At 66.6% G+C, this 20,291-nt stretch carries 18 protein-coding genes; 10 read left to right on the top strand and 8 right to left on the bottom strand.

Going from position 1 to position 20,291, the window contains the following annotated elements; genetic code table 11:
* Nucleotides 1-10: 10 nt before the first annotated feature.
* Nucleotides 11-841 carry a pentapeptide repeat-containing protein gene (locus ACYVAN_RS03070; protein WP_460955381.1) on the bottom strand — a complete coding sequence of 277 codons (831 nt, stop codon included), beginning with the start codon at nucleotides 839-841 and terminating at the stop codon, nucleotides 11-13.
* A 631-nt stretch (nucleotides 842-1,472) separates the two neighbouring features.
* Nucleotides 1,473-1,928 (bottom strand): MarR family winged helix-turn-helix transcriptional regulator, encoded by a 456-nt coding sequence (locus ACYVAN_RS03065; RefSeq protein ID WP_460955379.1) that lies wholly within the window; start codon nucleotides 1,926-1,928, stop codon nucleotides 1,473-1,475.
* A gap of 232 nt (nucleotides 1,929-2,160) precedes the next feature.
* Here ACYVAN_RS03065 and pobA point away from each other — a divergent pair, with 232 nt between their 5' ends.
* From pobA to ACYVAN_RS03020, 9 genes are all read left to right on the top strand, one after another.
* Entirely contained in the window at nucleotides 2,161-3,336 is a 1,176-nt protein-coding gene (gene pobA / locus ACYVAN_RS03060) for a 4-hydroxybenzoate 3-monooxygenase (RefSeq protein WP_460955377.1), read from the top strand.
* A 154-nt stretch (nucleotides 3,337-3,490) separates the two neighbouring features.
* The gene (locus ACYVAN_RS03055) at nucleotides 3,491-4,582 is read left to right on the top strand and encodes a Zn-dependent alcohol dehydrogenase (protein ID WP_460955375.1); all 1,092 of its coding nucleotides are present in this window, start codon (nucleotides 3,491-3,493) and stop codon (nucleotides 4,580-4,582) included.
* A gap of 237 nt (nucleotides 4,583-4,819) precedes the next feature.
* Entirely contained in the window at nucleotides 4,820-5,662 is an 843-nt protein-coding gene (locus tag ACYVAN_RS03050) for a nitrilase-related carbon-nitrogen hydrolase (RefSeq protein ID WP_460955373.1), read from the top strand.
* Nucleotides 5,663-5,742: 80 nt separating this feature from the next.
* Nucleotides 5,743-7,047: an aspartate aminotransferase family protein gene (locus ACYVAN_RS03045; protein WP_460955371.1), complete on the top strand. Its 1,305-nt coding sequence runs from the start codon at nucleotides 5,743-5,745 to the stop codon at nucleotides 7,045-7,047.
* The gene (gene hydA, locus ACYVAN_RS03040) at nucleotides 7,044-8,450 is read left to right on the top strand and encodes a dihydropyrimidinase (RefSeq protein ID WP_460955369.1); all 1,407 of its coding nucleotides are present in this window, start codon (nucleotides 7,044-7,046) and stop codon (nucleotides 8,448-8,450) included. Before ACYVAN_RS03045 ends, hydA begins: the two co-directional genes overlap by 4 nt.
* 98 nt (nucleotides 8,451-8,548) lie before the next feature.
* Entirely contained in the window at nucleotides 8,549-9,565 is a 1,017-nt protein-coding gene (locus ACYVAN_RS03035; protein ID WP_460955367.1) for a TIGR03842 family LLM class F420-dependent oxidoreductase, read from the top strand.
* A 137-nt stretch (nucleotides 9,566-9,702) separates the two neighbouring features.
* Nucleotides 9,703-11,070 carry a uracil-xanthine permease family protein gene (locus tag ACYVAN_RS03030; protein WP_460955365.1) on the top strand — a complete coding sequence of 456 codons (1,368 nt, stop codon included), beginning with the start codon at nucleotides 9,703-9,705 and terminating at the stop codon, nucleotides 11,068-11,070.
* A 356-nt stretch (nucleotides 11,071-11,426) separates the two neighbouring features.
* Entirely contained in the window at nucleotides 11,427-11,582 is a 156-nt protein-coding gene (locus ACYVAN_RS03025) for a hypothetical protein (RefSeq protein WP_460955363.1), read from the top strand.
* A 342-nt stretch (nucleotides 11,583-11,924) separates the two neighbouring features.
* On the top strand, nucleotides 11,925-12,644 hold the full coding sequence (locus ACYVAN_RS03020) for a class I SAM-dependent methyltransferase (protein ID WP_460955361.1): 720 nt from the start codon (nucleotides 11,925-11,927) through the stop codon (nucleotides 12,642-12,644).
* Between the two features lie 210 nt (nucleotides 12,645-12,854).
* Here ACYVAN_RS03020 and ACYVAN_RS03015 read toward each other — a convergent pair whose 3' ends face one another.
* The 5 genes from ACYVAN_RS03015 to ACYVAN_RS02995 form a co-directional block, all read right to left on the bottom strand.
* A complete protein-coding gene (locus ACYVAN_RS03015) occupies nucleotides 12,855-14,246 on the bottom strand; it encodes a PepSY-associated TM helix domain-containing protein (protein ID WP_460955359.1) in 1,392 nt (463 codons plus the stop codon).
* 159 nt (nucleotides 14,247-14,405) lie between these two features.
* Nucleotides 14,406-15,752, bottom strand: coding sequence for an acetyl-CoA carboxylase biotin carboxylase subunit (locus ACYVAN_RS03010; protein ID WP_460955357.1), 1,347 nt, complete (start codon nucleotides 15,750-15,752; stop codon nucleotides 14,406-14,408).
* Nucleotides 15,749-15,988 (bottom strand): acetyl-CoA carboxylase, encoded by a 240-nt coding sequence (locus ACYVAN_RS03005; RefSeq protein ID WP_460955355.1) that lies wholly within the window; start codon nucleotides 15,986-15,988, stop codon nucleotides 15,749-15,751. Before ACYVAN_RS03005 ends, ACYVAN_RS03010 begins: the two co-directional genes overlap by 4 nt.
* 80 nt (nucleotides 15,989-16,068) lie before the next feature.
* Entirely contained in the window at nucleotides 16,069-17,052 is a 984-nt protein-coding gene (locus tag ACYVAN_RS03000) for a 5-oxoprolinase subunit C family protein (protein ID WP_460955353.1), read from the bottom strand.
* Nucleotides 17,049-17,951, bottom strand: coding sequence for a 5-oxoprolinase subunit B family protein (locus tag ACYVAN_RS02995; RefSeq protein WP_460955351.1), 903 nt, complete (start codon nucleotides 17,949-17,951; stop codon nucleotides 17,049-17,051). Before ACYVAN_RS02995 ends, ACYVAN_RS03000 begins: the two co-directional genes overlap by 4 nt.
* Nucleotides 17,952-18,307: 356 nt before the next feature.
* Between ACYVAN_RS02995 and ACYVAN_RS02990 the strand changes: the two genes are divergently transcribed.
* A complete protein-coding gene (locus ACYVAN_RS02990) occupies nucleotides 18,308-19,090 on the top strand; it encodes a LamB/YcsF family protein (protein ID WP_460955349.1) in 783 nt (260 codons plus the stop codon).
* Nucleotides 19,091-19,355: 265 nt separating this feature from the next.
* On the opposite strand, the gene ACYVAN_RS02985 is transcribed toward ACYVAN_RS02990, so the two are convergent.
* Nucleotides 19,356-20,288 (bottom strand): nitrilase-related carbon-nitrogen hydrolase, encoded by a 933-nt coding sequence (locus ACYVAN_RS02985; protein ID WP_460955347.1) that lies wholly within the window; start codon nucleotides 20,286-20,288, stop codon nucleotides 19,356-19,358.
* Between the last annotated feature and the right edge of the window lie 3 nt (nucleotides 20,289-20,291).

The following is a 20,291-nucleotide window of genomic DNA, read 5'->3' as shown; positions in this document are numbered from 1 at the left end:
GGCGATTCGGTTACCGGTGTTCGGGGCGCGTCACGGTTTCGGGAAGCGTCGTCCACGAGTCACACTTGGCCGCGTTGACCTGGGCCTGGGTGAGGAACAGAACCCCGGTGAGATCGGCACCGGCCAGGTTGGCGTCCCGGAAGTCCGTCCCGATGAGATCGGCCCATCGAAGATCGGCCCCGGTGAGATCGGCGGCGATCAGGTAGGCGCCGCGAAAGGTCGCCCCGCGCAGGTCGGCGCCTCGCATGTCGGCACCGATGAGATCTGCCGAGCGGTGGTTCTTCGGGCGGCCCGAGACCTGTGCCCGCACCAGCTCGCTGGTCCGTAGCAGCAGTGGGTTGATCTCGCCACGGATCGCCGCGACGTCGAGTTCCGCGAGTGTGTTCGCGTCCTCGTGGGTGAGGCGCTCGATGTCGCCAAGCGCCTCTCGGAGGTCGTCGTGCACGGAACGAGCGCGGGGCTGGTCGAGCGCTTCGGTGAGGTACCAGAGCAGTTCGTGCAGTTGCCGCACAACGGGAAAAACCTCGAACATCCGAGCTGCCGTGCCCGGTTCCTGCCGCCAGTCGCGACCGCCGAACGTGACCTGGGAGACCTGCTGGCCCGCACCGAAGCAGTCGAAAACGGTACATCCGGGGAAGCCCCGCTCACGCAGCTGCGAGTGGATACCGCACCGGAAATCCGAGAGTAGGTTGGTGCACGGTTGCCCGGCTTCCTTGTCGATCGCGAAATCCGCCGAGGCGGTGAACGGAAGTGCCACGCAGCACAGTCCGAAACAGTTCGCGCAGTCGGCTCGCAGGCCGCTCCGGTCCGCTTCGGCAGCGGAGTGCTCGTTCGGGGACAAGGTCGGCCTTCCTCGACGCGGGTGAGCACCGGATCGGATGCTCCGTGCAGGCCGCCATCGTCCCACCCGAACGGCCGGGAGTGGGAGTGGCCGGGAGTGGGAGTGGCCGGGCATTCAAGTCGACCGCCCCGGTCGCTGTGGGTGGCGCCCGAACGGCGGCAGGCCACTACGGATCAAGCCTACATCTGCTCGCTCTGCTCGGCGTAGCGTTCGCGCTTCTGCGCGGGCGTGGCGACTCCGACCGGGATCGAGTCTTCGCAACAGTCCCGCACAGCTCCGTACCCCCAGTGAGCGCAGCTGTGCGCAGGACTCGATCCCGGCCTCCCGCACCACTTCCCGCCGCGGTCGTCCGAGGTGCATGACCTCCCGGCGTCCTGTGGTCCGGCCACGTTGAACACGTTAACCGGAGTCGACTGCCATGGCTGGCGGGAAGAACTTCGTCGACGAACTCCCCGTCACCGCGTACGGGAGAACATGACACGGGCGAGCGCACCGGGCGGACGGAGGAGCGAACGGTGTCGCCACGAGTGACCGTCGTTCGGATTGCACAGTGCCCCTGCGAGCGCACGTCCGTGCACAGTGCCCGTGGGTCGAGCGCCCGCAGGGCTTCCGGCGGTGCCTGCCTGTCCGGTCAGCCGGGGAGTTCGTCGGGATGGGGGAGTTGTTCGCCTGCCTCGGCGACGCGGCTCAGCAGGCCCAGTAGCTGATCGCGTTCGTCGCCTTCCAACGGCGCGAGCAGGATTTCGATCATGTGCTCGGTTCGGTGGACCAGTTCGTCGTGCACCTGCGCCCCGGCTTCGGTCAGGCGGAGGACGTTCCGCCGGCCGTCGCTCGAATCCCGCTCGCGTTGCACGAGATCCCGCTTGACGAGCCGGGATATGACGTCGGCGGCCGTGGAACGGTCCAAGGCGACGGCCCTGGCCAGCGAGCGTTGGTCGATTCCCGGATCGGCGGCAAGACCGTTGAGCACGGCGAACTGGGGAGGGGTCACGTCCTGCGAGGTGAGGGACGTCCACAACAGGGTGTGTACTTGTTGCACTCGGCGGAACAGGTGGCCGGGATGTGTTGCGAGATCGATCGGACCCACGGCTGTTCCTCGTTCCTCGGTGATGCGGATCGGGCGTTGTCATTGTGCGCGGCCGGTCTGGTCCGATTCTCGCGGGTGAGCGGCTGGATCGGTTGAGCAGGGTGGAGTCGATTGACATTCCGCGGAGCGGCGTGAACGCTGAGCAAAACTCGTCCGTGTACGGACTAATTTGGTTCCAAGAGGGCGGCGATGCCGTGTCCGAGCCGGAACCGCGAACACAAGGGAGTGCTCGATGCGTACGCGCGTTGCCATCATCGGTGCGGGCCCCGCAGGTCTGTTGTTGGGCCGACTGCTGCACAACCAGGGCATCGACTCGGTCGTGCTGGAATCCCGCTCGCGGGAACACGTCGAGCAGCGCCAGCGCGCGGGCATCCTCGAGCAGGGCACGATCGACGTCCTTCGCGAGTGTGGTGCCGCTGGACGGATGGATCGGGAGGGCATGCCCCACGAAGGCGTCGAACTGCGGTTCGGCGGGCAAGCGCACCGCATCGACATGGCCGCCCTGACCGGTGGTCGCGAAGTCATGGTCTACGCGCAGACCGAGGTCGTGCGGGATCTGATCGACTTGCGGTTGCAAGCGGAAGAGCCGCTGTTGTTCGAGGCTCAGGCGCTGGCGGTCGAGGGAGCCGACACGGAGGCGCCAGTGGTTCGCTTCCGGCAGGACGGCCATGAGCAGGTGCTCGAGGCCGATTTCGTGGTCGCTGCCGACGGGTTCCACGGTGTCGGGCGCCAGGCGATCCCTCCGGAGCGGGTTCGCACCTACGAGCGCACCTATCCGTACTCGTGGCTGGGTATCCTCGCCTCGGTTCCGCCGTCGAACGACGAGTTGATCTACGCGAACCACGAACGCGGATTCGCGTTGCACAGCATGCGGTCCCAATCGGTCACCCGGCTCTACCTGCAGGTCCCCAACGAGACGTCGGTCGACGACTGGTCGGACGACCGGATCTGGGACGAACTCGACCGGCGCTTCGAGGTGGAGGGGGACTGGACGTTGCGGCGCGGCCCGATCACCTCGAAGAGCATCACCCCCATGCGGAGCTTCGTCTCCGAGCCCATGCAGTACGGCCGGTTGTTCCTGGCCGGCGACGCCGCCCACATCGTGCCGCCCACGGGAGCGAAGGGGCTGAACCTCGCGGTAGCCGATGTGGCTCTGCTGGCCCGGGCGATGCGGGGGTTCGTCGCGGACTCCGACTCGAGCTTGCTCGACGCCTATTCGGACAGTGCGCTCCGCAGGATCTGGCGAGCCGAGCACTTCTCGTACTCGATGACCACGATGTTGCACACCGATCCGGACGCGGACGCGTTTACGCGGAGGTTGCAACGCTCGCAGCTGGACTACGTCGTCAGCTCGACGGCGGCTTCCACATCGTTGGCCGAGAACTACGTCGGATTGTCCCAGGTCTGACCGCAGTTCGGCGGTGACGGCTCGATCGAAAGCCGTTGACAGGCCCAGTGGCGCTCGCTAAAACAGAACAGCATTCCAAAATTGGAGAAGCGGCGATCCGTTCCGGCGTTTCCGACCCCGGGGGCCGTGTCGCCTCGCCGTCTCAGGGAGAACAATGCTGTCTCGCGCTGCCGTGCTGGAAAGCGCCCCCGGCCCACTCGTGATCAGCGAGGTGGAGGTCGACCACCCGCAGGCCAACGAGGTGTTGGTGCGTCCCGTCGCGGCGGGCGTGTGCCATTCCGACCTGCACTTCATGGAAGCGAAGTATCCGCACCCGTTGCCCGCCGTGCTCGGTCACGAGTCGGCGGGTGTGATCGAGGCCGTCGGGTCGGCGGTGCACGGACTCGCGCCCGGTGACCACGTCATCACGTGCCTTTCCGTGTTCTGCGGGCACTGCGAGTTCTGCCTGAGCGGACGTCCATACCTGTGCTCCAAGAAGAGCGTGGTGCGCCCGACCGACGGCCCGCAACGCCTCAGTCGCGATGGCGAACCGGTTTGGCAATGCCTGGACTCCGGCAGCTTCGCCGAGCGGATGCTCGTGCACGAGCACGCGGTGGTCAAGATCGATCGCGAGATGCCGCTGACCACCGCGGCACTGATCGGTTGCGGAGTCACCACCGGTCTCGGGGCGGTGTTCAACACCGCGGGCGTGCGTCCCGGTGAAACCGTCGCGGTCATCGGTTGTGGCGGTATCGGCCTCAATGCGGTGCAGGGCGCCGCGATCGCCGGCGCGGGCCGGGTGATCGCGGTGGACCTCGTGCCGGACAAGCTCGAACTCGCCGGCCGGTTGGGTGCCACCGATCTGGTCGACGCCTCCGATGCCGACTCGATCGCGGCGGTGCGCGAGTTGACCTCCGGGGGCGTGCACCACGCGCTGGAGGCGATCGGACTGACCACCTCGGCGGAACAGGCGTTCAAGATGCTGCGGCCCGGTGGTACGGCCACGATCATCGGCATGATCCCGCCCGGCCAGAAGATCGAGTTGTCGGGCGCGGCCTTCCTCGCCGACCGGCGCATTCAAGGCTCGGTGATGGGGTCGAACCGGTTCCGCATCGACATGCCGCGCTACGTCCAGATGTACCTGTCGGGAACGCTCGACCTGGACTCGTTGGTCAGCGCTACGGTGACGCTGGACGAGATCAACGAGGCGTACGACAGGCTGCGGACCGGAGAGGTCGCGCGCCAGCTGGTGCTCTTCGACAACTAGACGCGGCCGTGGACGACCGGACGGGCTGTACCGCCGCGCTGCCGGCCGAACGCCTCGTCCGGTCGTTACCCGGTCCGCGACACCTCGATGCGATCACCCGGTCGGAGGCGCCTCCGTCGTGGTCGTTGCACCCTCGTGAAGCGGGTCATATGTTCGACGGGCGGGTGCCGTCGAGGGCTCGCGTTCGAACCCACGACCGCGCAGGTCGCGGGGAATCGACCGGAAGGGTGCCAGTCCATGTCGAACGTCGTCCGTGCTGCGCTGGTTCAAGCGAAGTGGACCGGGGACGCTTCCTCGATGACCGATCTGCACGAGCAGTACGCGCGCGACGCGGCGGCGCGTGGCGCGCAGATCATCGGTTTCCAGGAGATGTTCAACGCTCCGTACTTCTGCCAGGTACAGGACGCCGAGCACTACCGCCGTGCCGAGGAGCTGCCCGGCGGCCGAACGGGCCAGCGCATGTCTGCGCTCGCAGGTGAGCTGAATATGGTGGTGGTGGCACCGATCTTCGAGATCGACGGGCCGGGCTTCTACTACAACACCGCGGCCGTCTTCGACGCCGACGGCAGCTACCTCGGAAAGTACCGCAAGCACCACCTGCCCCACCTGCCCGGGTTCTGGGAGAAGTACTACTTCCGTCCCGGCAATCTCGGGTGGCCGGTTTTCGAAACAGCTGTCGGCAAGGTCGGCGTCTACGTCTGCTACGACCGGCACTTTCCGGAAGGATGGCGAGCGCTCGGGCTGGCCGGAGCCGAGATCGTGTACAACCCGTCGGCGACCAGCCGTGGATTGTCGTCCTACCTGTGGAAGCTCGAACAGCCCGCCGCCGCCGTCGCCAACGAGTACTTCGTCGCGGCCATCAACCGGATCGGAACCGAGGAGTACGGCGAGAACGACTTCTACGGGAGCAGCTACTTCGTCGACCCGTACGGACAGTTCGTCGGTGACGTCGCCAGTGACACGGAGGAGGAACTGGTGGTGCGGGACCTGGATCTCGACCTGGTCGACGAGGTCAGGCGCAAGTGGGCGTTCTACCGAGACCGGCGTCCGGACGCCTACGCGACGCTGACCGATCCCTGACCGCGCTCCCACAGCACACCGCCGATCGAGGAACCGCCGGGTCCGGCCTCGCGCACCCCGGCGACAACGAAAGGACGAGGATGGGTACGGGAGCGCACGAGGACCTGGCGAAGCGCAGGCGGGCGGTCATGCCGGAGTGGCTGACCAGCTACTACGAGGAACCGATCGATATCGAGCGCGGTTCGGGCAGACACGTATGGGATGCGGAGGGCAACCGCTACCTGGACTTCTTCGGCGGCATCCTCACCACGATGACCGCACACGCCCTGCCGGAAGTGACCGATGCGGTCAGCGAGCAGGCCGGTCGCATCCTGCATTCGTCGACGCTGTACCTGAACCGTCCGATGATCGAGCTGGCGGAACGGATCGCGGAGCTCTCCGGCATCGATGACGCGAGGGTGTTCTTCACCTCCAGCGGGACCGAAGCGAACGACACCGCGCTACTGCTCGCGACCACCTACCGCACGTCGAACCAGGTCCTCGCGCTGCGGAACAGCTATCACGGCAGGTCCTTCTCGGCGATGGCCATCACGGGAAACCGGGGCTGGTCGCCCACCAGCTTGTCGCCGGTGCAGACCTCGTACGTGCACGGAAGCAGGCGGTTGGGCACGCCGCAGGCGAACAAGTCCGATGCGGAGTTCAGCGATGAGTGCGTCGCCGACCTGCGAGACGTGCTCGATCAGTTGCACGGCAACGTCGCCTGCCTGATCGCCGAGCCGATCCAAGGGGTCGGGGGCTTCGCCACCCCACCGGACGGCCTGTTCGCCCGGTTCAAAGAGGTCTTGGACGAGCGCGGGATTCTGTGGATCAGCGACGAGGTGCAGACCGGGTGGGGACGTACCGGGGAGAACTTCTGGGGGTGGCAGGCACACGACGGGAACGGACCACCCGACATCGTCACCTTCGCGAAAGGGCTGGGCAACGGGCTCTCGATCGGTGGTGTGGTGGCCAGAGCGGAGATCATGAACTCGATTCGGGCCAGCTCGCTGTCGACCTTCGGTGGCAGCCCGGTGACGACCGCAGGTGCACTCGCGAACCTGGAACACCTGCTCAGCAACGACTTGCAGGGCAACGCGCGTCGAGTGGGTGCTGTTCTGCGGGAGGAGCTGGCGGGAACGCCGCTACCGGTGGTCGCTGATGTTCGGGGCAAGGGTTTGATGCTCGGGTTGGAGATGCAGCGGCCCGGCACGTCGGAACCAGCGCCGGAACTGGCCGATGCCGTGCTGGAGAAGGCGAAGGCCGGTGGCCTGCTCATCGGGAAGGGCGGTCTCAACGGCAACGTGCTGCGAATCGCTCCACCGCTGAGCCTCACCGAGGAGGAGGCCAGGGAGGGCGCAGCCATCTTGCGGGAGGCGCTCGACGAGGCGGGGAGGACCACGAGATGAGCAGGACGCTGATCCGCGGTGGCCTGGTGGTCACCGCGACCGACGAGGTGCTCGCCGATGTTCTGGTCGAAGGGGAACAGGTGGCGGCGGTCGCATCACCGGAGTCCGGTCTCGCCGAGCAGTGGCGAGCCGGTGCGGACGTGGTGCTCGACGCCGAGAACCACTACGTCATCCCCGGTGGCGTGGACGGGCACACGCACATGGAGATGCCGTTCGGCGGCACGTTCGCCTCCGACACCTTCGAAACCGGAACGAGGGCGGCGGCATGGGGCGGCACCACGACGATCATCGACTTCGCGATCCAGCCGATGGGGCGTTCCCCGCGGGAGGGGTTCGATTCGTGGCAAGCCAAGGCCGACGGGCAGTGCGCGATCGACTACGGCTTCCACATGATCCTTTCCGACGTCGGAGACCAGTCCGTCAAGGAGATGGATGCGCTGGTCGGTGAAGGCGTCAGCAGCTTCAAGATGTTCATGGCCTACCCCGGCGTGTTCTACAGCGACGACGGACAGATCCTCCGGGCCATGCAGCAGGCGGCGGAGAACGGCGCGCTGACGATGATGCACGCCGAGAACGGGATCGCCATCGACGTTCTGGTGCAGCAGGCGTTGGCTTCGGGGAACACCGAACCGCGCTTCCACGGGCAGGTGCGTCACCCGCTGCTGGAGGCGGAAGCGACTCATCGAGCCATTCAGCTGTCCAGGGTCGCCGACGTACCGTTGTACATCGTCCACGTCTCGTCCACCGAAGCTCTCGGTGAGATCGCGCAGGCAAGGGATGCCGGTCGCAACGTCTTCGGCGAAACGTGCCCGCAGTACCTGTTCCTGACCGTCGACGAGCTCGCGCGCCCCGGCTTCGAAGGAGCCAAGTACGTCTGCTCGACACCATTGCGTACTGAGGAACACCAAGCTGCCCTGTGGCGTGGATTGCGAACCAATGACCTGTCCGTGGTTTCAACCGACCACTGCCCGTTCTGCTTCACGCCGCAGAAGGAGCTCGGGTCGGGGGATTTCTCGAAGATCCCGAACGGGATGCCCGGGGTGGAGAACCGGATCGACCTGCTGCACCAGGCGGTGGTCGACGGACGGATCAACCGTCGACGGTGGGTGGAGCTGGCCAGTACGACGCCGGCGCGCATGTTCGGTCTGCATCCGAGGAAGGGGACCATCGCGCCCGGATCGGATGCCGACATCGTGATCTACGATCCGGACGCCGAGCAGGTGCTGTCCGTGCAGACACACCACATGAACATCGACTACAACCCGTACGAGGGCAAGCGGGTGACCGGCAGACCGCGCACCGTGCTCTCGCGTGGTGAAGTGATCGTGGATGCCGGAGCGTACAGCGGCCGGCCCGGCCGTGGACGATTCCTGCCCCGGAGCACCTGCCAATACCTGACCTGACCGCGCTTTCCCGGCCCCCCGCGAAGCCCGTCGGCAGGACGGGCATCGCGGGGCGGGCAGGAATTCCAAAGCTCCGCTCGTCCCGGCGCGGAGTACCCGTGCAATCGGAGGCCATCGTGGATTTCGGAGTCGTGCTGCAGACCGATCCGCCGGCGTGGTCCGTGGTGGAGCGCATGCGCCGCGCAGAGCGGTGTGGATTCACCCACGGGTGGACGTTCGATTCGTGCGTGCTCTGGCAGGAACCGTTCGTCATACACAGCCAAATCCTCTCGCACACCGAGCGGTTGACGGTCGGGACCATGGTCACCAATCCGAGCACTCGGGACTGGACGGTGACCGCGTCGGCCTTCGCGACGCTCAACGACATGTTCGGTGCTCGGACTGTGTGCGGAATCGGGCGAGGGGACTCGGCTGTCCGCGTGATCGGGGGAAGGCCGAACACGTTGGCCCAGCTCGAACAGGCCACCCACGTCATCCGCGAACTCGCGGAGGGCCGGGAGGTGGAGATCAACGGAACACCCGTTCGGTTTCCGTGGGTGATGCGGGGGCGACTCCCGGTGTGGATGGGAGCGTACGGCCCGAAGGCGCTGGAACTGGTCGGTCGGCTGGCCGACGGCTTCATCCTGCAGCTCGCCGATCCCGACCTGACCCGGTGGATGGTCGACCACGTTCGGCGCTCGGCCGCGGCCGCGGGTCGAGACCCCCGGTCGATCACCATCTGCGTGGCCGCTCCCGCATACGTTTCCGACGACTTGGCGCACGCCCGTGAACAGTGCCGTTGGTTCGGCGGCATGGTCGGCAACCACGTTGCGGACCTCGTCGAACGCTACGGTACCGGTGCCGAGGCGGTGCCGTCCGCGCTGACCGAGTACATCGAGGAACGGCGTGGCTACGACTACGCGCATCACGGCCGAGCGGACAACCCGAGCACCGACTTCGTGCCGGACGAGATCGTCGACCGGTTCTGCCTGTTGGGCCCACCCGCTGCGCACGTGGCCAAACTCCGCGAACTCGCCGAGGTCGGAGTCGATCAGTTCGCCGTGTACGCCATGCACGACGCCATCGAATCCACAGTGGATTCCTATGGCGAAGAGATCATACCCGCGCTGAACTGAGGTGGGATCTCGGCCACTGTCGACTGTCGGTCGGTGGTGTTCGTTTGTACAGTTCCGCGCGACATCGGTTTGGGTGAGTTCGTGTCGCATCGCCGAACACCCGGCTCGGAAGGGTATGGCTGGAGAGGAATGGCGTCATGCGGCAAGAGGTTGGCGGAAACCCGGGCGTTCTGAGGAGGCTGGGGCTCGGTTGGACCGTGCACGGTGACGGCGGTACCCCGAAACCGGGCGAGGCCGTGGCTCCCGACGAGCGGCTGTCGTGGCCGCGAACGGTAGGGCTCGGAGCACAGCACGTGGTGGCCATGTTCGGGGCCACGTTCGTATTCCCGGTGTTGATGGGGCTCGATCCGAATCTCGCGATCATGGTCTCGGGGATCGCGACGATCCTGTTCCTGCTGATCGTGCAGGGACGTGTTCCCAGTTACCTGGGCAGTAGTGCTTCATTCGTCGGTGCGGTGACGGTGATCCACGCTGGGGGAGGCGACAGTTCGACGGTCACCGGGGCCTTCCTGGTGTGCGGTCTGGTGCTCGGGGTGCTCGGATTGGTGATCCACTTCGTCGGTGCGCGAGCCGTGCACCGGGCGTTGCCACCAGCCGTGTCGGGTGCCGTGGTCATGTTGATCGGCTTCAACCTGGCTCCGGTCGTCGCGGAGAACTACTGGCCGCAGGACCAGTGGGTCGCGTTGATCACGATGTTCGTGGTGCTGGCAGGGAGCTTGCTGTTGCGCGGGTTCTGGGGTCGGATCGCGGTCTTCCTGGGACTGGTCATCGGATTCGCGCTGTCCTGGGGTTTCGACCGAATCTTCGGGCGCATCACCGCGCCGGACGATACGGGTGCTGTGACCTCGCACTTCCGGGTCGATCTCAGCGGAGTGGCCGAAGCGGGCTGGGTCGGCTTGCCGACTCTTCATTCGCCCTCATTCGACGCCGCGGCGATCGTGGTGGTGCTGCCCGCTGTGATCGCGCTGCTCGCGGAGAACACCGGCCACGTCAAGGCGGTCGAGGAGATGACCGGCAGGCGCCTGGACGGCAGCCTTGGACGCGCGATCTTCGCCGACGGATTCACCACGATGCTCTCGGGGTCGGTGGGTGGTCCGCCCACGACGACCTACGCCGAGAACATCGGTGTGATGGCGGCGACCAGGGTGTACTCGACCGCCGCGTACTGGGTCGCGGCGATTGTCGCCATCCTGTTCGGTCTGTGTCCGAAGTTCGGGGCGGTGATCGCCGCGACCCCCGGTGGCGTTCTCGGCGGCATCACGGTCGTGCTGTACGGCATGATCGGACTGCTCGGAGCCAAGATCTGGGCGGAGAACGAGGTGGACTTCGGCGACCCGATCAACCTGTTTCCGCTCGCGGCGGGACTGGTTGTCGGCATCGGCGGGATCTCCATCGAGGTCACCCCGTCGTTCGAACTGGGCGGGATCGCGTTGGGCACGATCGTCACCGTCGCCGGATACCATCTCTTCCGCGTGCTGTTGCCGAAGAGTCGACAGCAAAGGTGACGCATCGGAGGCGTGTCGCTGGGGGGCATGCTGCTGGATCCGGCGGGCGTTCGTCCGGCCTTTCGGGCGAAGCGAGGTCAGGCGGGAACAACAGGTGGTGGCCGCCTGAACCGACCGGATGGTGCCGACCGTCCGGTCGGTGTCGTGTGCGTCACCGGATCACTCCATTCTCCGGAGGCGCGGATCTTCCATTCGAGTGCGACGCAAAACACGTGAGCCCCCCTTTAACTCGCGCGAAACAACCCCCTAGAGTTGATTTGTCAATGGGTGTTCGACCCAAACCTCTTTCGGTCGGTGTCCGCCGGGCATGTGTCGGCGCGCGCCCGAAAGACGGTTCGGTTCGCAGAAGGGAGGCAATGGAAGTGGCAACTGTGTGGGTGGTTCTCCTGCTCGAGCTGGCCGTGCTGCTGACGGTAGCGGGCGCAGCGGTCAAGTGGGTGCGCCATTCGGCGGTGGAACGCCCTGGTCAGCTCGTGGAGCCGGCCGCCCCGTTGGTTGAACAGTCGGCCTGATGATCGTGCGGCGGGCTTGCCTCCCGGTGGAGCGCGAGCCCGTGTGACTGTCGTGCCGAATCGCGTCGGCAATTCGTGCGCCGACGCGATCGCATCGTTTTCAGGAGTCTTTTCGTTACCGGCGGGGAAGAACTTTCCGAGTTTCGTGCGTCACCTTCTTTTCCGGTCGCGATGCACGTTTTCAGAATTCCCGGAGCCCCGTGGGCGCCCTCGTTTCGGAGGGGCCGTATCTACCGCGAACCCGCTCGGTATCGCATCCGGTGAGTCCATTCGTCGGCTGCCGCCCCACCGGGGGTCGGTGTGTACGCGGGCCAGGAAACGCGGGCCGATAGAGTGGCGTGCGTGACGTCATCGCAGCCAGCTCGAGGCACATCCACCGCCGATCAGCTCGCGACCGGTGACGGTCGGCCCCGACCGGCCACGATGCCGGAGTCGCAGTCGGGGGCCGGAGCGATCGGTTCGGACTATCGCCGCTTTCTCCTGCGCGCACTGCGCAACCCGTCCTTGGTCGGTGCGGTCGCCCCCAGCTCTCCATGGCTTGCTCGCGAGATGGCCGGTGTCGTGCCCAGCTCCGGCGCTCCCGTTGTGGTCGAGCTCGGCCCTGGAACAGGAGCGTTGAGCACGGCGGTCTCCACCCGCATGCCCACCGGTGGTCGCCATGTGGCGATCGAACTGGACGAGGGGATGTTGCGGTACCTGCGAGGCGAACTGCCGTGGCTGGAGGTGCTCCAAGGCGATGCGGCCGACCTCGGGCAGCTTCTGCGGGATGCGGGGATCGAGTCCGTGGACGCGGTGATCAGTGGACTACCGTGGTCGATCTTCTCGGCATCGGCCCAGAACCGGATCCTGCACGAGGTGGGGCAGGTGCTCGCCCCGTCCGGTGCGTTCACGACGTTCGCCTACCTGCACGCACTGGGGATGTCGGGCGCGAAGGCGTTCCGCCGCCGCCTCGATGTGGCTTTCGACGAGGTGCTCACCACACGAACGGTCTGGCGCAACGTGCCGCCGGCGCGCACGTACGTGTGCAGGCGCCCCAGCGCGGAAGCACACTCCTCGGAGTGAGTCCCCGGTCGGAGTGAGTCCCGGGAGGCACAGCCCCGGGGAGGCGAGCCGACCGAGCGGACCGCGTGGGCGACGGGTCTCGGACCACTGATCACACCGTTGGCGTGCGGCTTTGACGCGCCGGTTCGGGCGGCACGTCGCACCGGAATCCCGGAGCGACGTGCCGCCCGAACCGACTTCGTTGTCCGCAAAACGGATGACCGAGCCGAGCTAGGCCTTCGAACGCCTGCGCTGCGCGTAGAAGCCGATGAGGGCGTCGACCGCGAGAAATGCCAGCAGGGACAGGCCGAAGAGTGGCAGGAACCAGCCCACGACACTTGCGACGAGCACGATCGATCCGAGCGCGGGTAGTGGCACGCTCCGCCAGACACCGCGTCGGACGGGCGGCCCGAAACCTCGTCCCGCCGGCCGACGTCGCCACCACATGCGGTAGCCCAGCAGAATCGTGGTGATCAGCGCGATCGCCACGGCGGCGAGCACCAGTTGGTTGACGATGCCGAAGAGCAGTCCCATGTGGGCGTCGATCCCCCAGCGGGTCAGCTTGGCCATCATCGGGTAGTCGGCGAAGCGCAGGACCTCGGTGATCTCTCCGGTGTAGGGGTCGATTGCTGCCGAGTCCTGCTTGCTCGGCCATGCACGACCGGTCTGCTGCACGACGTAGGTGCTCCCAGGCGACGACGGGTACTGGATTTCGACCGGGTCGGTGAGCCCGGCCTCCCTGGCCGAGGCCAGCACCCGGTCGATCCCGACGTCGTCATGGCGGGCGTGCTCGCCCGCGTTCCGGGAACCATGGTCCTGGTGATGTACCTGTCCGGAAACCGAGGGTGTTTCCCACCGCATGGCCGAACGCAGCTCCGCGATGTTGTCGCCTGCCAGTTGCGACCAACTCAAACCGGTAGCGGACAGGAAGACCAGCGCGACCGCCACCCACGTTCCGACGACGCCGTGCCAGGACAGCGTCCGCTTTCGCCCGGACACCCCTCGACCAGGGAGGACGAGCTCGCGCCGTCGGTTGCGCCGTCGCTTCCACCACAGCACGAGACCGATGCCGACCACCACCCACAGCCAGCTCGCGGCGAGTTCGCTGTACCAGCGCCCGATATCGCCCAGGTGCAAGCCACGGTGGAGTTCGTCTACCCAGGTGCGCAGTGGGAGTGCCTGGCCGCTGCCGTAGGTTTCGAGCACACCCCGCACTTCCGCGCTGTAGGGGTTGACGAAGACGGTCCTCTTGTGGCTTTCCGCCAGTTCGGGCGAGCTGAAGATCACCTGTGTGGTGTCGGTCGGGTCCTTTCCGGGCCGCAATGCCGACAACGAGCCGTGCGGGTGCGCGTTCTGCGCGGCGTCGACCTGGGCTTCCAGCGGGAGCTGGGCGCCCCCCGCGGGAACGTGGAGTTCCCGATCGTAGACGACTTGTTCGAGCTGTGGAGTGAACGCGTAGAGCAGGCCGGTGAACGCGGCGATCAGCAGGAACGGCCCGATCAGGATTCCCGCGTAGAAGTGCAGGCGCAGCAACAACGGGCGCAGGGGCGAGAATTGGCTCCGGCGGGGAAATCCGGCGCCGTCCGGGGGTGCCGGGCGCACTCGCGGGTCTTCGGTCGACATGGGTGTTCCCTTCACGAGGCGTGCCTCGCTTCGGTGTTTCGTACACCCAGAGGTCGGTGGGGGAGACGGAGCGGTTCCCGGAAGTGAGGTGGCTCTCACCTGGCGGCGACGCCGGAGCCGGCGGTCCGCCCGAGCCTCCCGGACGAACCGCCGACCGGCTCAGCAGCCGATGTTCCGCTCCTCCAACCAGGTCGTGTGCACCGGCCCGGCGCGGAGCTCCTCGTTTCGCACCAGCCGCTGGTGGAGCGGCAACGTGCTCGCCACACCCGCGATGCGGAATTCCCGCAGCGCTTGTTCCGCGCGGGCGTACGCCTGTGCCCGGTCGGCACCCCAGCAGATCAGCTTGGCGATCAGCGAGTCGTAGAACGGGCTGATCCGGTCGCCCCGGACGAGACCGGTGTCCACTCGCACGCCGGGGCCGCCCGGAAGGTCGTACGTGCTGACCTCGCCCGGGCACGGGGCGAACTCCTTGCTCGGATCTTCCGCGTTGATCCGGAGTTCGACGGCGGCCCCGTTCGGGGTGATGGATTCCTGGGAAACCGACATCGGTTGCCCATCGGCGATCCGCAGCTGTTCGGCGACCAGGTCGACACCGGTGATCGCTTCACTGATCGGATGCTCGACCTGGATCCGGGTGTTCATCTCCATGAAGTAGAAGTTCTCGTCTTCATCGAGCAGGAACTCCGCGGTACCGGCACTCCGGTAGCCGACGTGGCGGGCCAGGTTCACGGCCGCCGTGTCGATCTGTGCTCGGGCCGCGTCGCTGAGCCCGGGGGCAGGGGCTTCCTCGAGCAGCTTCTGCCGCCGTCGCTGCATCGAGCAGTCCCGTTCGTACAGGTGCACCACGTTGCCGTGGTCGTCGGCGAGCACCTGCACTTCGATGTGGCGAGCACGGGAGAGCGCACGTTCCAGGTAGGCGGTGTCGTCGCCGAAAGCGGACCGGGCTTCGGCCTGGGCCGCGGGCAGCACCTCCGTGAGCTCGGAACTGCTGGACACCGGTCGGATACCCCGCCCGCCGCCACCGGCAGCCGCCTTGATCAGCACCGGATAGCCGATCCGCTCGGCGGCTTCGAGCGCCGAGGGGAGATCGCGCACCGGAGAGCTGCCCGGAACGGTCGGGACTCCGGCCGCTTCGGCGGTGACCCGGGCGGTTGCCTTGTCGCCCATCGCTTCGATGGCCTCAGGCGGGGGACCGACGAACGTTATCCCGGCTTCGGTGATCGACCTGGCGAACCGGGAATTCTCGGCGAGGAAGCCGTAACCGGGGTGCACGGCGTCGGATTCGCTGCTGAGCGCGGCCTCCAGCAACGCGTCCTGGTTGAGATACGACTTCGTCGCGGGCGAGCCCCCGATGTACACGGCATGATCGGCGAGCTGGACCCACCGGGAGTTCTTGTCCGCGTCGGAGTGCACCGCGACCGCTTCGATACCGGCCTCGTGGCAGGCACGAATGATCCGCACAGCGATTTCACCGCGGTTTGCGATGAGCAGCCGGTTTAGTGTCATGTGTCCTCGATCTCCATGATGACCTGCCCGGTCTCCACTTCGTCGCCGTCTTCGATCAGGACCTTGCCGAGCCTGCCGTGCCGATCGGCTTTGATCTCGCTGAAGGTCTTCATGACCTCGATCAGCCCGAGCGTCTGGCCGGGCTCGACCGTGGTTCCCTCCTTGGCGAAGGGGTCCTGTTCCGGGGAAGGCCGGCGGTAGAAGACACCGGGCAGCTGTGCGTTCACGCTTGACATGTGGGACTCCTCCTCATCGGCACCAGGGTGGTTCACCCGCGACGAACGCTCACGCGGAAAATGGATGAAATCGGTCAAATTCACCCGGATATGGCAGCTTGAACCTTCTCCAGCCGGGAACGGCGGTCCCGCCGGGCCGTCATGGCGTCCTCCACGTCGACGGGGACGAAGTCGATCTGATCCCCGGTCTTGGTCTGCGCGACCCGGTCCCGGTCCACCGAGATGATCGTGCCGACGGTGGCGTAGCCGCCTCCGGTGACGGCGTCGTTGAGCAGGATGATGGGTTCGTCGCCTCCCGGTACCTGCACCGAGCCGATGGGATAGCCGAGATCGACCACGTTGGCGGGATCGCTGCCTGCTCCGAACGGCTGCTCGCGTTCGGCGAACTCGATCGTGCCGCCACGTAGCCGGTAACCGACGCGGTTGGCGTCCTTGGTGATCTTCCACGTGGTTTCGGAGAAGGACCGCAGAGCCTCGGTGGTCAGCCGGTACGAGCACAAGCCCACCACCAATCGCAGCTGGGCAACGCCGGGAAGTTCCGGCCGGAGCGCCGCGGGAACGGAGGTGCCGGGCTTCGGAGCTGTACCGCTGGGTGGTTCACCGAGCGCCAAGCGGTCGCCGTCGGTCAGGGCGCGTCCGTTGTGCCCACCGATGCCGGTGAGGGTGTAGGTGGAGCGCGAGTCCAGGTACTCGGGAACGGCGACGCCGCCACTGATCGCGATGTAGGGGCGGGCCCCACCCCGGATCGTCTCGAATCCGAGCACGTCCCCGGCGTCCACGGTGAGCGTCTCCCAAGCGGGTACGGGTTCGCCGTTGACGGTGATGGGGGCATCGGCGCCGGTGACGGCTATCGTCCTCGAATCCGTGAATTCCAGGCGCGGCCCGATGTAGGTCGCTTCCAGCGCGGCCGCACCCGGGGCATTGCCGACGAGCATGTTTCCGGCCGCGTAGGAGTACTGGTCCATCGCGCCCGACGGGGGCATGCCGATCGCGTACTGTCCGGGGCGTCCGGAGTCCTGCACCGTGGTGTAGAGCCCGCCGGAGTGAACGATCAATTCGCTCATCGGTACAGCACCTCCAACAGTTCACGGTTGAACCCGTCCGGGTCGGCGAGGAATGCGCTCGGCACGAACTCCACTTCTCGAATCCGGTAGCGGAACGTGCCCGCCTCGACGTCAGCTCGGGTCCGGTCGTACTCGGCGCGGTCAATGGCCCGATAGCGCAGGATGTCGCTGGGCTTCGGGAACGCGATGTGGTCGGTGAAGTCCGGCAGCTTCTGCGCGAGGTCGAACACCGGAGCGGGCGCGATCCCGAACAGCTGGTACCCGCCTGCCCCGCGGACGGGGTACACCACGGAGAAAGCCCCGCCGTACCCGAATGCCCGTTCGGGTGTGTCCGTCCTGGGGCGGACGTACTTGGGGACCTCGATCTGCCGGTCGCGCGGGACCATCTGGTAGCAGAACGGCAGTCCGGGAACGAACCCGAGCATCGTCACGATGAACGGCGCGCTGGTGATGGCGTCGATGAGCGATTGCACGCTGGGATGGCCGTTGATCCGTGCCGCGTATTCCAGATCGGTGGACTCGGGGTCCTGATGGTTGTCGCGGAAGCGCAACAGCGTTTCACGCGTCCAGGGGTCGTCGAACAGAACCGGGACATCCACGATGCGCGTCGGAACCGAATAGTTCTCCGGGAGTTCTCCCGCTGAGTGCTCGAGGCGTTTGAGCTCCGTCATGAGTTCGCGCGGGTGCAGCACGTCCGGGTCGAGCCGGACCATGTAGGACGCGTTCGACGGGCAGATGTCGATCACGCCGTCGACGTCCTTCTCGCGGAGAGCCCCGGTGATGGCCATCGCCTTGAAGTTGGCTTCCAGGCTCATCTCTTGATCGAGTTCGACGAAGATGAATTCATCTCCACCGAATTCGTATCGGGCTGGAGGTAGTTGCGCTGTTGTCTCTGCCATGTCGACCTCCTCGGCGGTATGGAGGTGATCTGATGTGGAATGAGCATGCGCCGAAGCGACGGGCGCCGCAGGTGATCGCGCGGCCACTTGCCCGTCTTCTTCCTCGTACGGAGGACATTTGTTGACTGGAAATCGCTCTATCGGGTCACGGTACCGCTGTTCATCGCTGAAGTGGTTCGGACGATCACACGCAGTTTCACCCCCAAAAGGGGCAGCGTGATCAGCCTGTGCGCGCCAACTCGATCGCTCTTACCATCAACGTCACGGCCCGAGGTGCGGTCGTGCCTCGCGCATGTCCGCGGAAGGCCGGTTCCGTACCGGAAACGTCCGGGCCGTCCAACGAGTAGTGGAGGTGGATGGCCTTGCAAACGCTCGTCGATCTCAATGCGGACGCCGGGGAGAGCTTCGGCCGCTGGAAGCTGGGCGATGACGACCGGTTGATCCCCATGGTCAGCTCGGTCAACGTCGCCTGCGGCTGGCACGCGGGAGACCCCGCCACGATGCGGGCCTCGGTTTCGCGTGCCCACGAAAGCGGTGTGGCGATCGGAGCGCACCCGGGCTTTCCGGACCTGGCCGGATTCGGCCGCCGCGCGATCGCGTTGAGCCCCCGGGAGGCGGCGAACGCCTGCCTCTACCAGTACGGCGCGTTGCGCGCGTTCGCCGACAGCATCGGGGCCCGGATCACCCACGTCAAACCACACGGGGCCCTGTACGGCCTCACCCTGAAGGACGAGGCAGTCGCCGATGCCGTGGCCGACGCGATCGCCAACGCGGACCCGAACCTGCGGGTCGTGCTGCTCGCCGGTCCGACCGCCGAGCGAGTAGCGGACCAGGGGATCCCGGTTGTGCGGGAGGCGTTCGCGGACCTCGATTACAACGACGACGGGCACATCATCATCGAGCCCGAGCCCAAGGCGAAAGATCCACGGACGTGTGCCGATCAGGCGATCGCGGTGCTGCAGGGCGAGGTCACTTCGGTCAACGGCGCACCGATCAAGGTCGATGCGGACACGATCTGCCTGCACGGTGACCGGCCGAACGCGATCGACGTGGTCAAGGCGATCCGGGATCGATTCGAATCCGAGGGGGTGCGATTGGCGCCGATGGCAGAGGTCGTGGCCCAACGGGCGTCGAGCTGACTCGGCCGAGGGGCAGCTTCACCTCAACGGCGGCCGCCGGGGTGCTCCGGTAACCGCCGTGTTTCGATAGTCGGTGATGTTCGGGCCCCGTGACCGGGGCCCGGCCGTGATGCGCGTTCGCGCACGTGCGGTTCGGACCGTGCGCGAACGCGCGCCGCGGTTCGGAAGCGAACCGTCGGCACGCGCGCCGCGAGAACTCCGGAGGGAAGCGCGCGGCCCCCGCGGGTAGGTTTCGGGGACCGCGCGAGAACGTCGGCAATGGGCATCACCTTCCTGGTAGAAGTTCGCTCTGCAACGGGACCCGGTTGTCGGAGAAGTGGTCGCCTTCCGGACTGAACGGGGGCACCTCGTCCGGGAGGCAATCGGCGATCAGCAACGAATCATCGGCGCGTTCCTCGGCACCGGCGGCGATGACTTCGCGACCGTCAGGGGCCCACACTCCCGAATTGCCGCGGTACTGCCACTGCCCGCGTTCCCAGCTCTCCCATCCCCGGCGGTTGACGTAGGCGACGAACACACGCCACACCGCTGCCATCGCCGGGATGATGTGTTCGGTCGCGTCCGGGTAGGCCACCTGGGTGGGGGTGCCGTCGGTCCGGATGAAGTGGTGATCGGCGGCGGTCGGGCCGACGATCAGCTTCGCTCCACGCTGGACGAGGCTCTGGTAGAGCGGCGGAAACTCGCACTCGTAGCAGTTGAGCAGTCCGACCGGGAACTGGTTGATCTTGACCACGGGTGGCAACTCGTTGCCGGGCGTGAAGTTCTCCCGCTCGGCGTCACCGTAGAGGTGGGTCTTGCGGTAGTTGGCCGTGAGTTCACCGTCGAGCACCAGTGCGATCGAATCGTGGACGTTGCCGCTACTGCTGTGCTCGATGTAGGGCAACACGATCCCGATCCCGTAGTGTTGCGAGACCTCGCAAGCCACTTGCACGGCACTGCCGTCGCTGGGCTCGGCGAGTTCGCGGCAATGCTCCGGTCCGAGGGAATATCCGGTGGTGTAACACTCCGGGAAGGCGACCAGCTGGCATCGGTAGCTCGAGGCGACAGCAGCCGCCTCCCGCATTCGCCGCAGGTTGCTCTTGAGCGCTTCGCGACTTCCCACCGGGTTTTCGCCCTGGAACAGAGCAAGTCGTACTCCCGTTCCGGACTGCGGTGGTTCGGAGCGCGTGAGTTCACAGGCGACGCGGATTGGGCGCATGAT

Source organism: Parasphingorhabdus pacifica (assembly GCF_054779195.1).
This window is presented reverse-complemented; position numbering and strand designations above follow the sequence as displayed.

Excerpts from the sequence above, each read along its gene's own strand:
- pobA (WP_460955377.1), top strand. The coding sequence starts at position 2,161 with ATGCGTACGCGCGTTGCCATCATCGGTGCGGGCCCCGCAGGTCTGTTG.
- ACYVAN_RS03055 (WP_460955375.1), top strand. The coding sequence starts at position 3,491 with ATGCTGTCTCGCGCTGCCGTGCTGGAAAGCGCCCCCGGCCCACTCGTG.
- ACYVAN_RS03050 (WP_460955373.1), top strand. The coding sequence starts at position 4,820 with ATGTCGAACGTCGTCCGTGCTGCGCTGGTTCAAGCGAAGTGGACCGGG.
- ACYVAN_RS03045 (WP_460955371.1), top strand. The coding sequence starts at position 5,743 with ATGGGTACGGGAGCGCACGAGGACCTGGCGAAGCGCAGGCGGGCGGTC.
- hydA (WP_460955369.1), top strand. The coding sequence starts at position 7,044 with ATGAGCAGGACGCTGATCCGCGGTGGCCTGGTGGTCACCGCGACCGAC.
- ACYVAN_RS03030 (WP_460955365.1), top strand. The coding sequence starts at position 9,703 with ATGCGGCAAGAGGTTGGCGGAAACCCGGGCGTTCTGAGGAGGCTGGGG.
- ACYVAN_RS03025 (WP_460955363.1), top strand. The coding sequence starts at position 11,427 with ATGGAAGTGGCAACTGTGTGGGTGGTTCTCCTGCTCGAGCTGGCCGTG.
- ACYVAN_RS03015 (WP_460955359.1), bottom strand. The coding sequence starts at position 14,246 with ATGTCGACCGAAGACCCGCGAGTGCGCCCGGCACCCCCGGACGGCGCC.
- ACYVAN_RS03010 (WP_460955357.1), bottom strand. The coding sequence starts at position 15,752 with ATGACACTAAACCGGCTGCTCATCGCAAACCGCGGTGAAATCGCTGTG.
- ACYVAN_RS03005 (WP_460955355.1), bottom strand. The coding sequence starts at position 15,988 with ATGTCAAGCGTGAACGCACAGCTGCCCGGTGTCTTCTACCGCCGGCCT.
- ACYVAN_RS03000 (WP_460955353.1), bottom strand. The coding sequence starts at position 17,052 with ATGAGCGAATTGATCGTTCACTCCGGCGGGCTCTACACCACGGTGCAG.
- ACYVAN_RS02995 (WP_460955351.1), bottom strand. The coding sequence starts at position 17,951 with ATGGCAGAGACAACAGCGCAACTACCTCCAGCCCGATACGAATTCGGT.
- ACYVAN_RS02990 (WP_460955349.1), top strand. The coding sequence starts at position 18,308 with ATGGCCTTGCAAACGCTCGTCGATCTCAATGCGGACGCCGGGGAGAGC.
- ACYVAN_RS02985 (WP_460955347.1), bottom strand. The coding sequence starts at position 20,288 with ATGCGCCCAATCCGCGTCGCCTGTGAACTCACGCGCTCCGAACCACCG.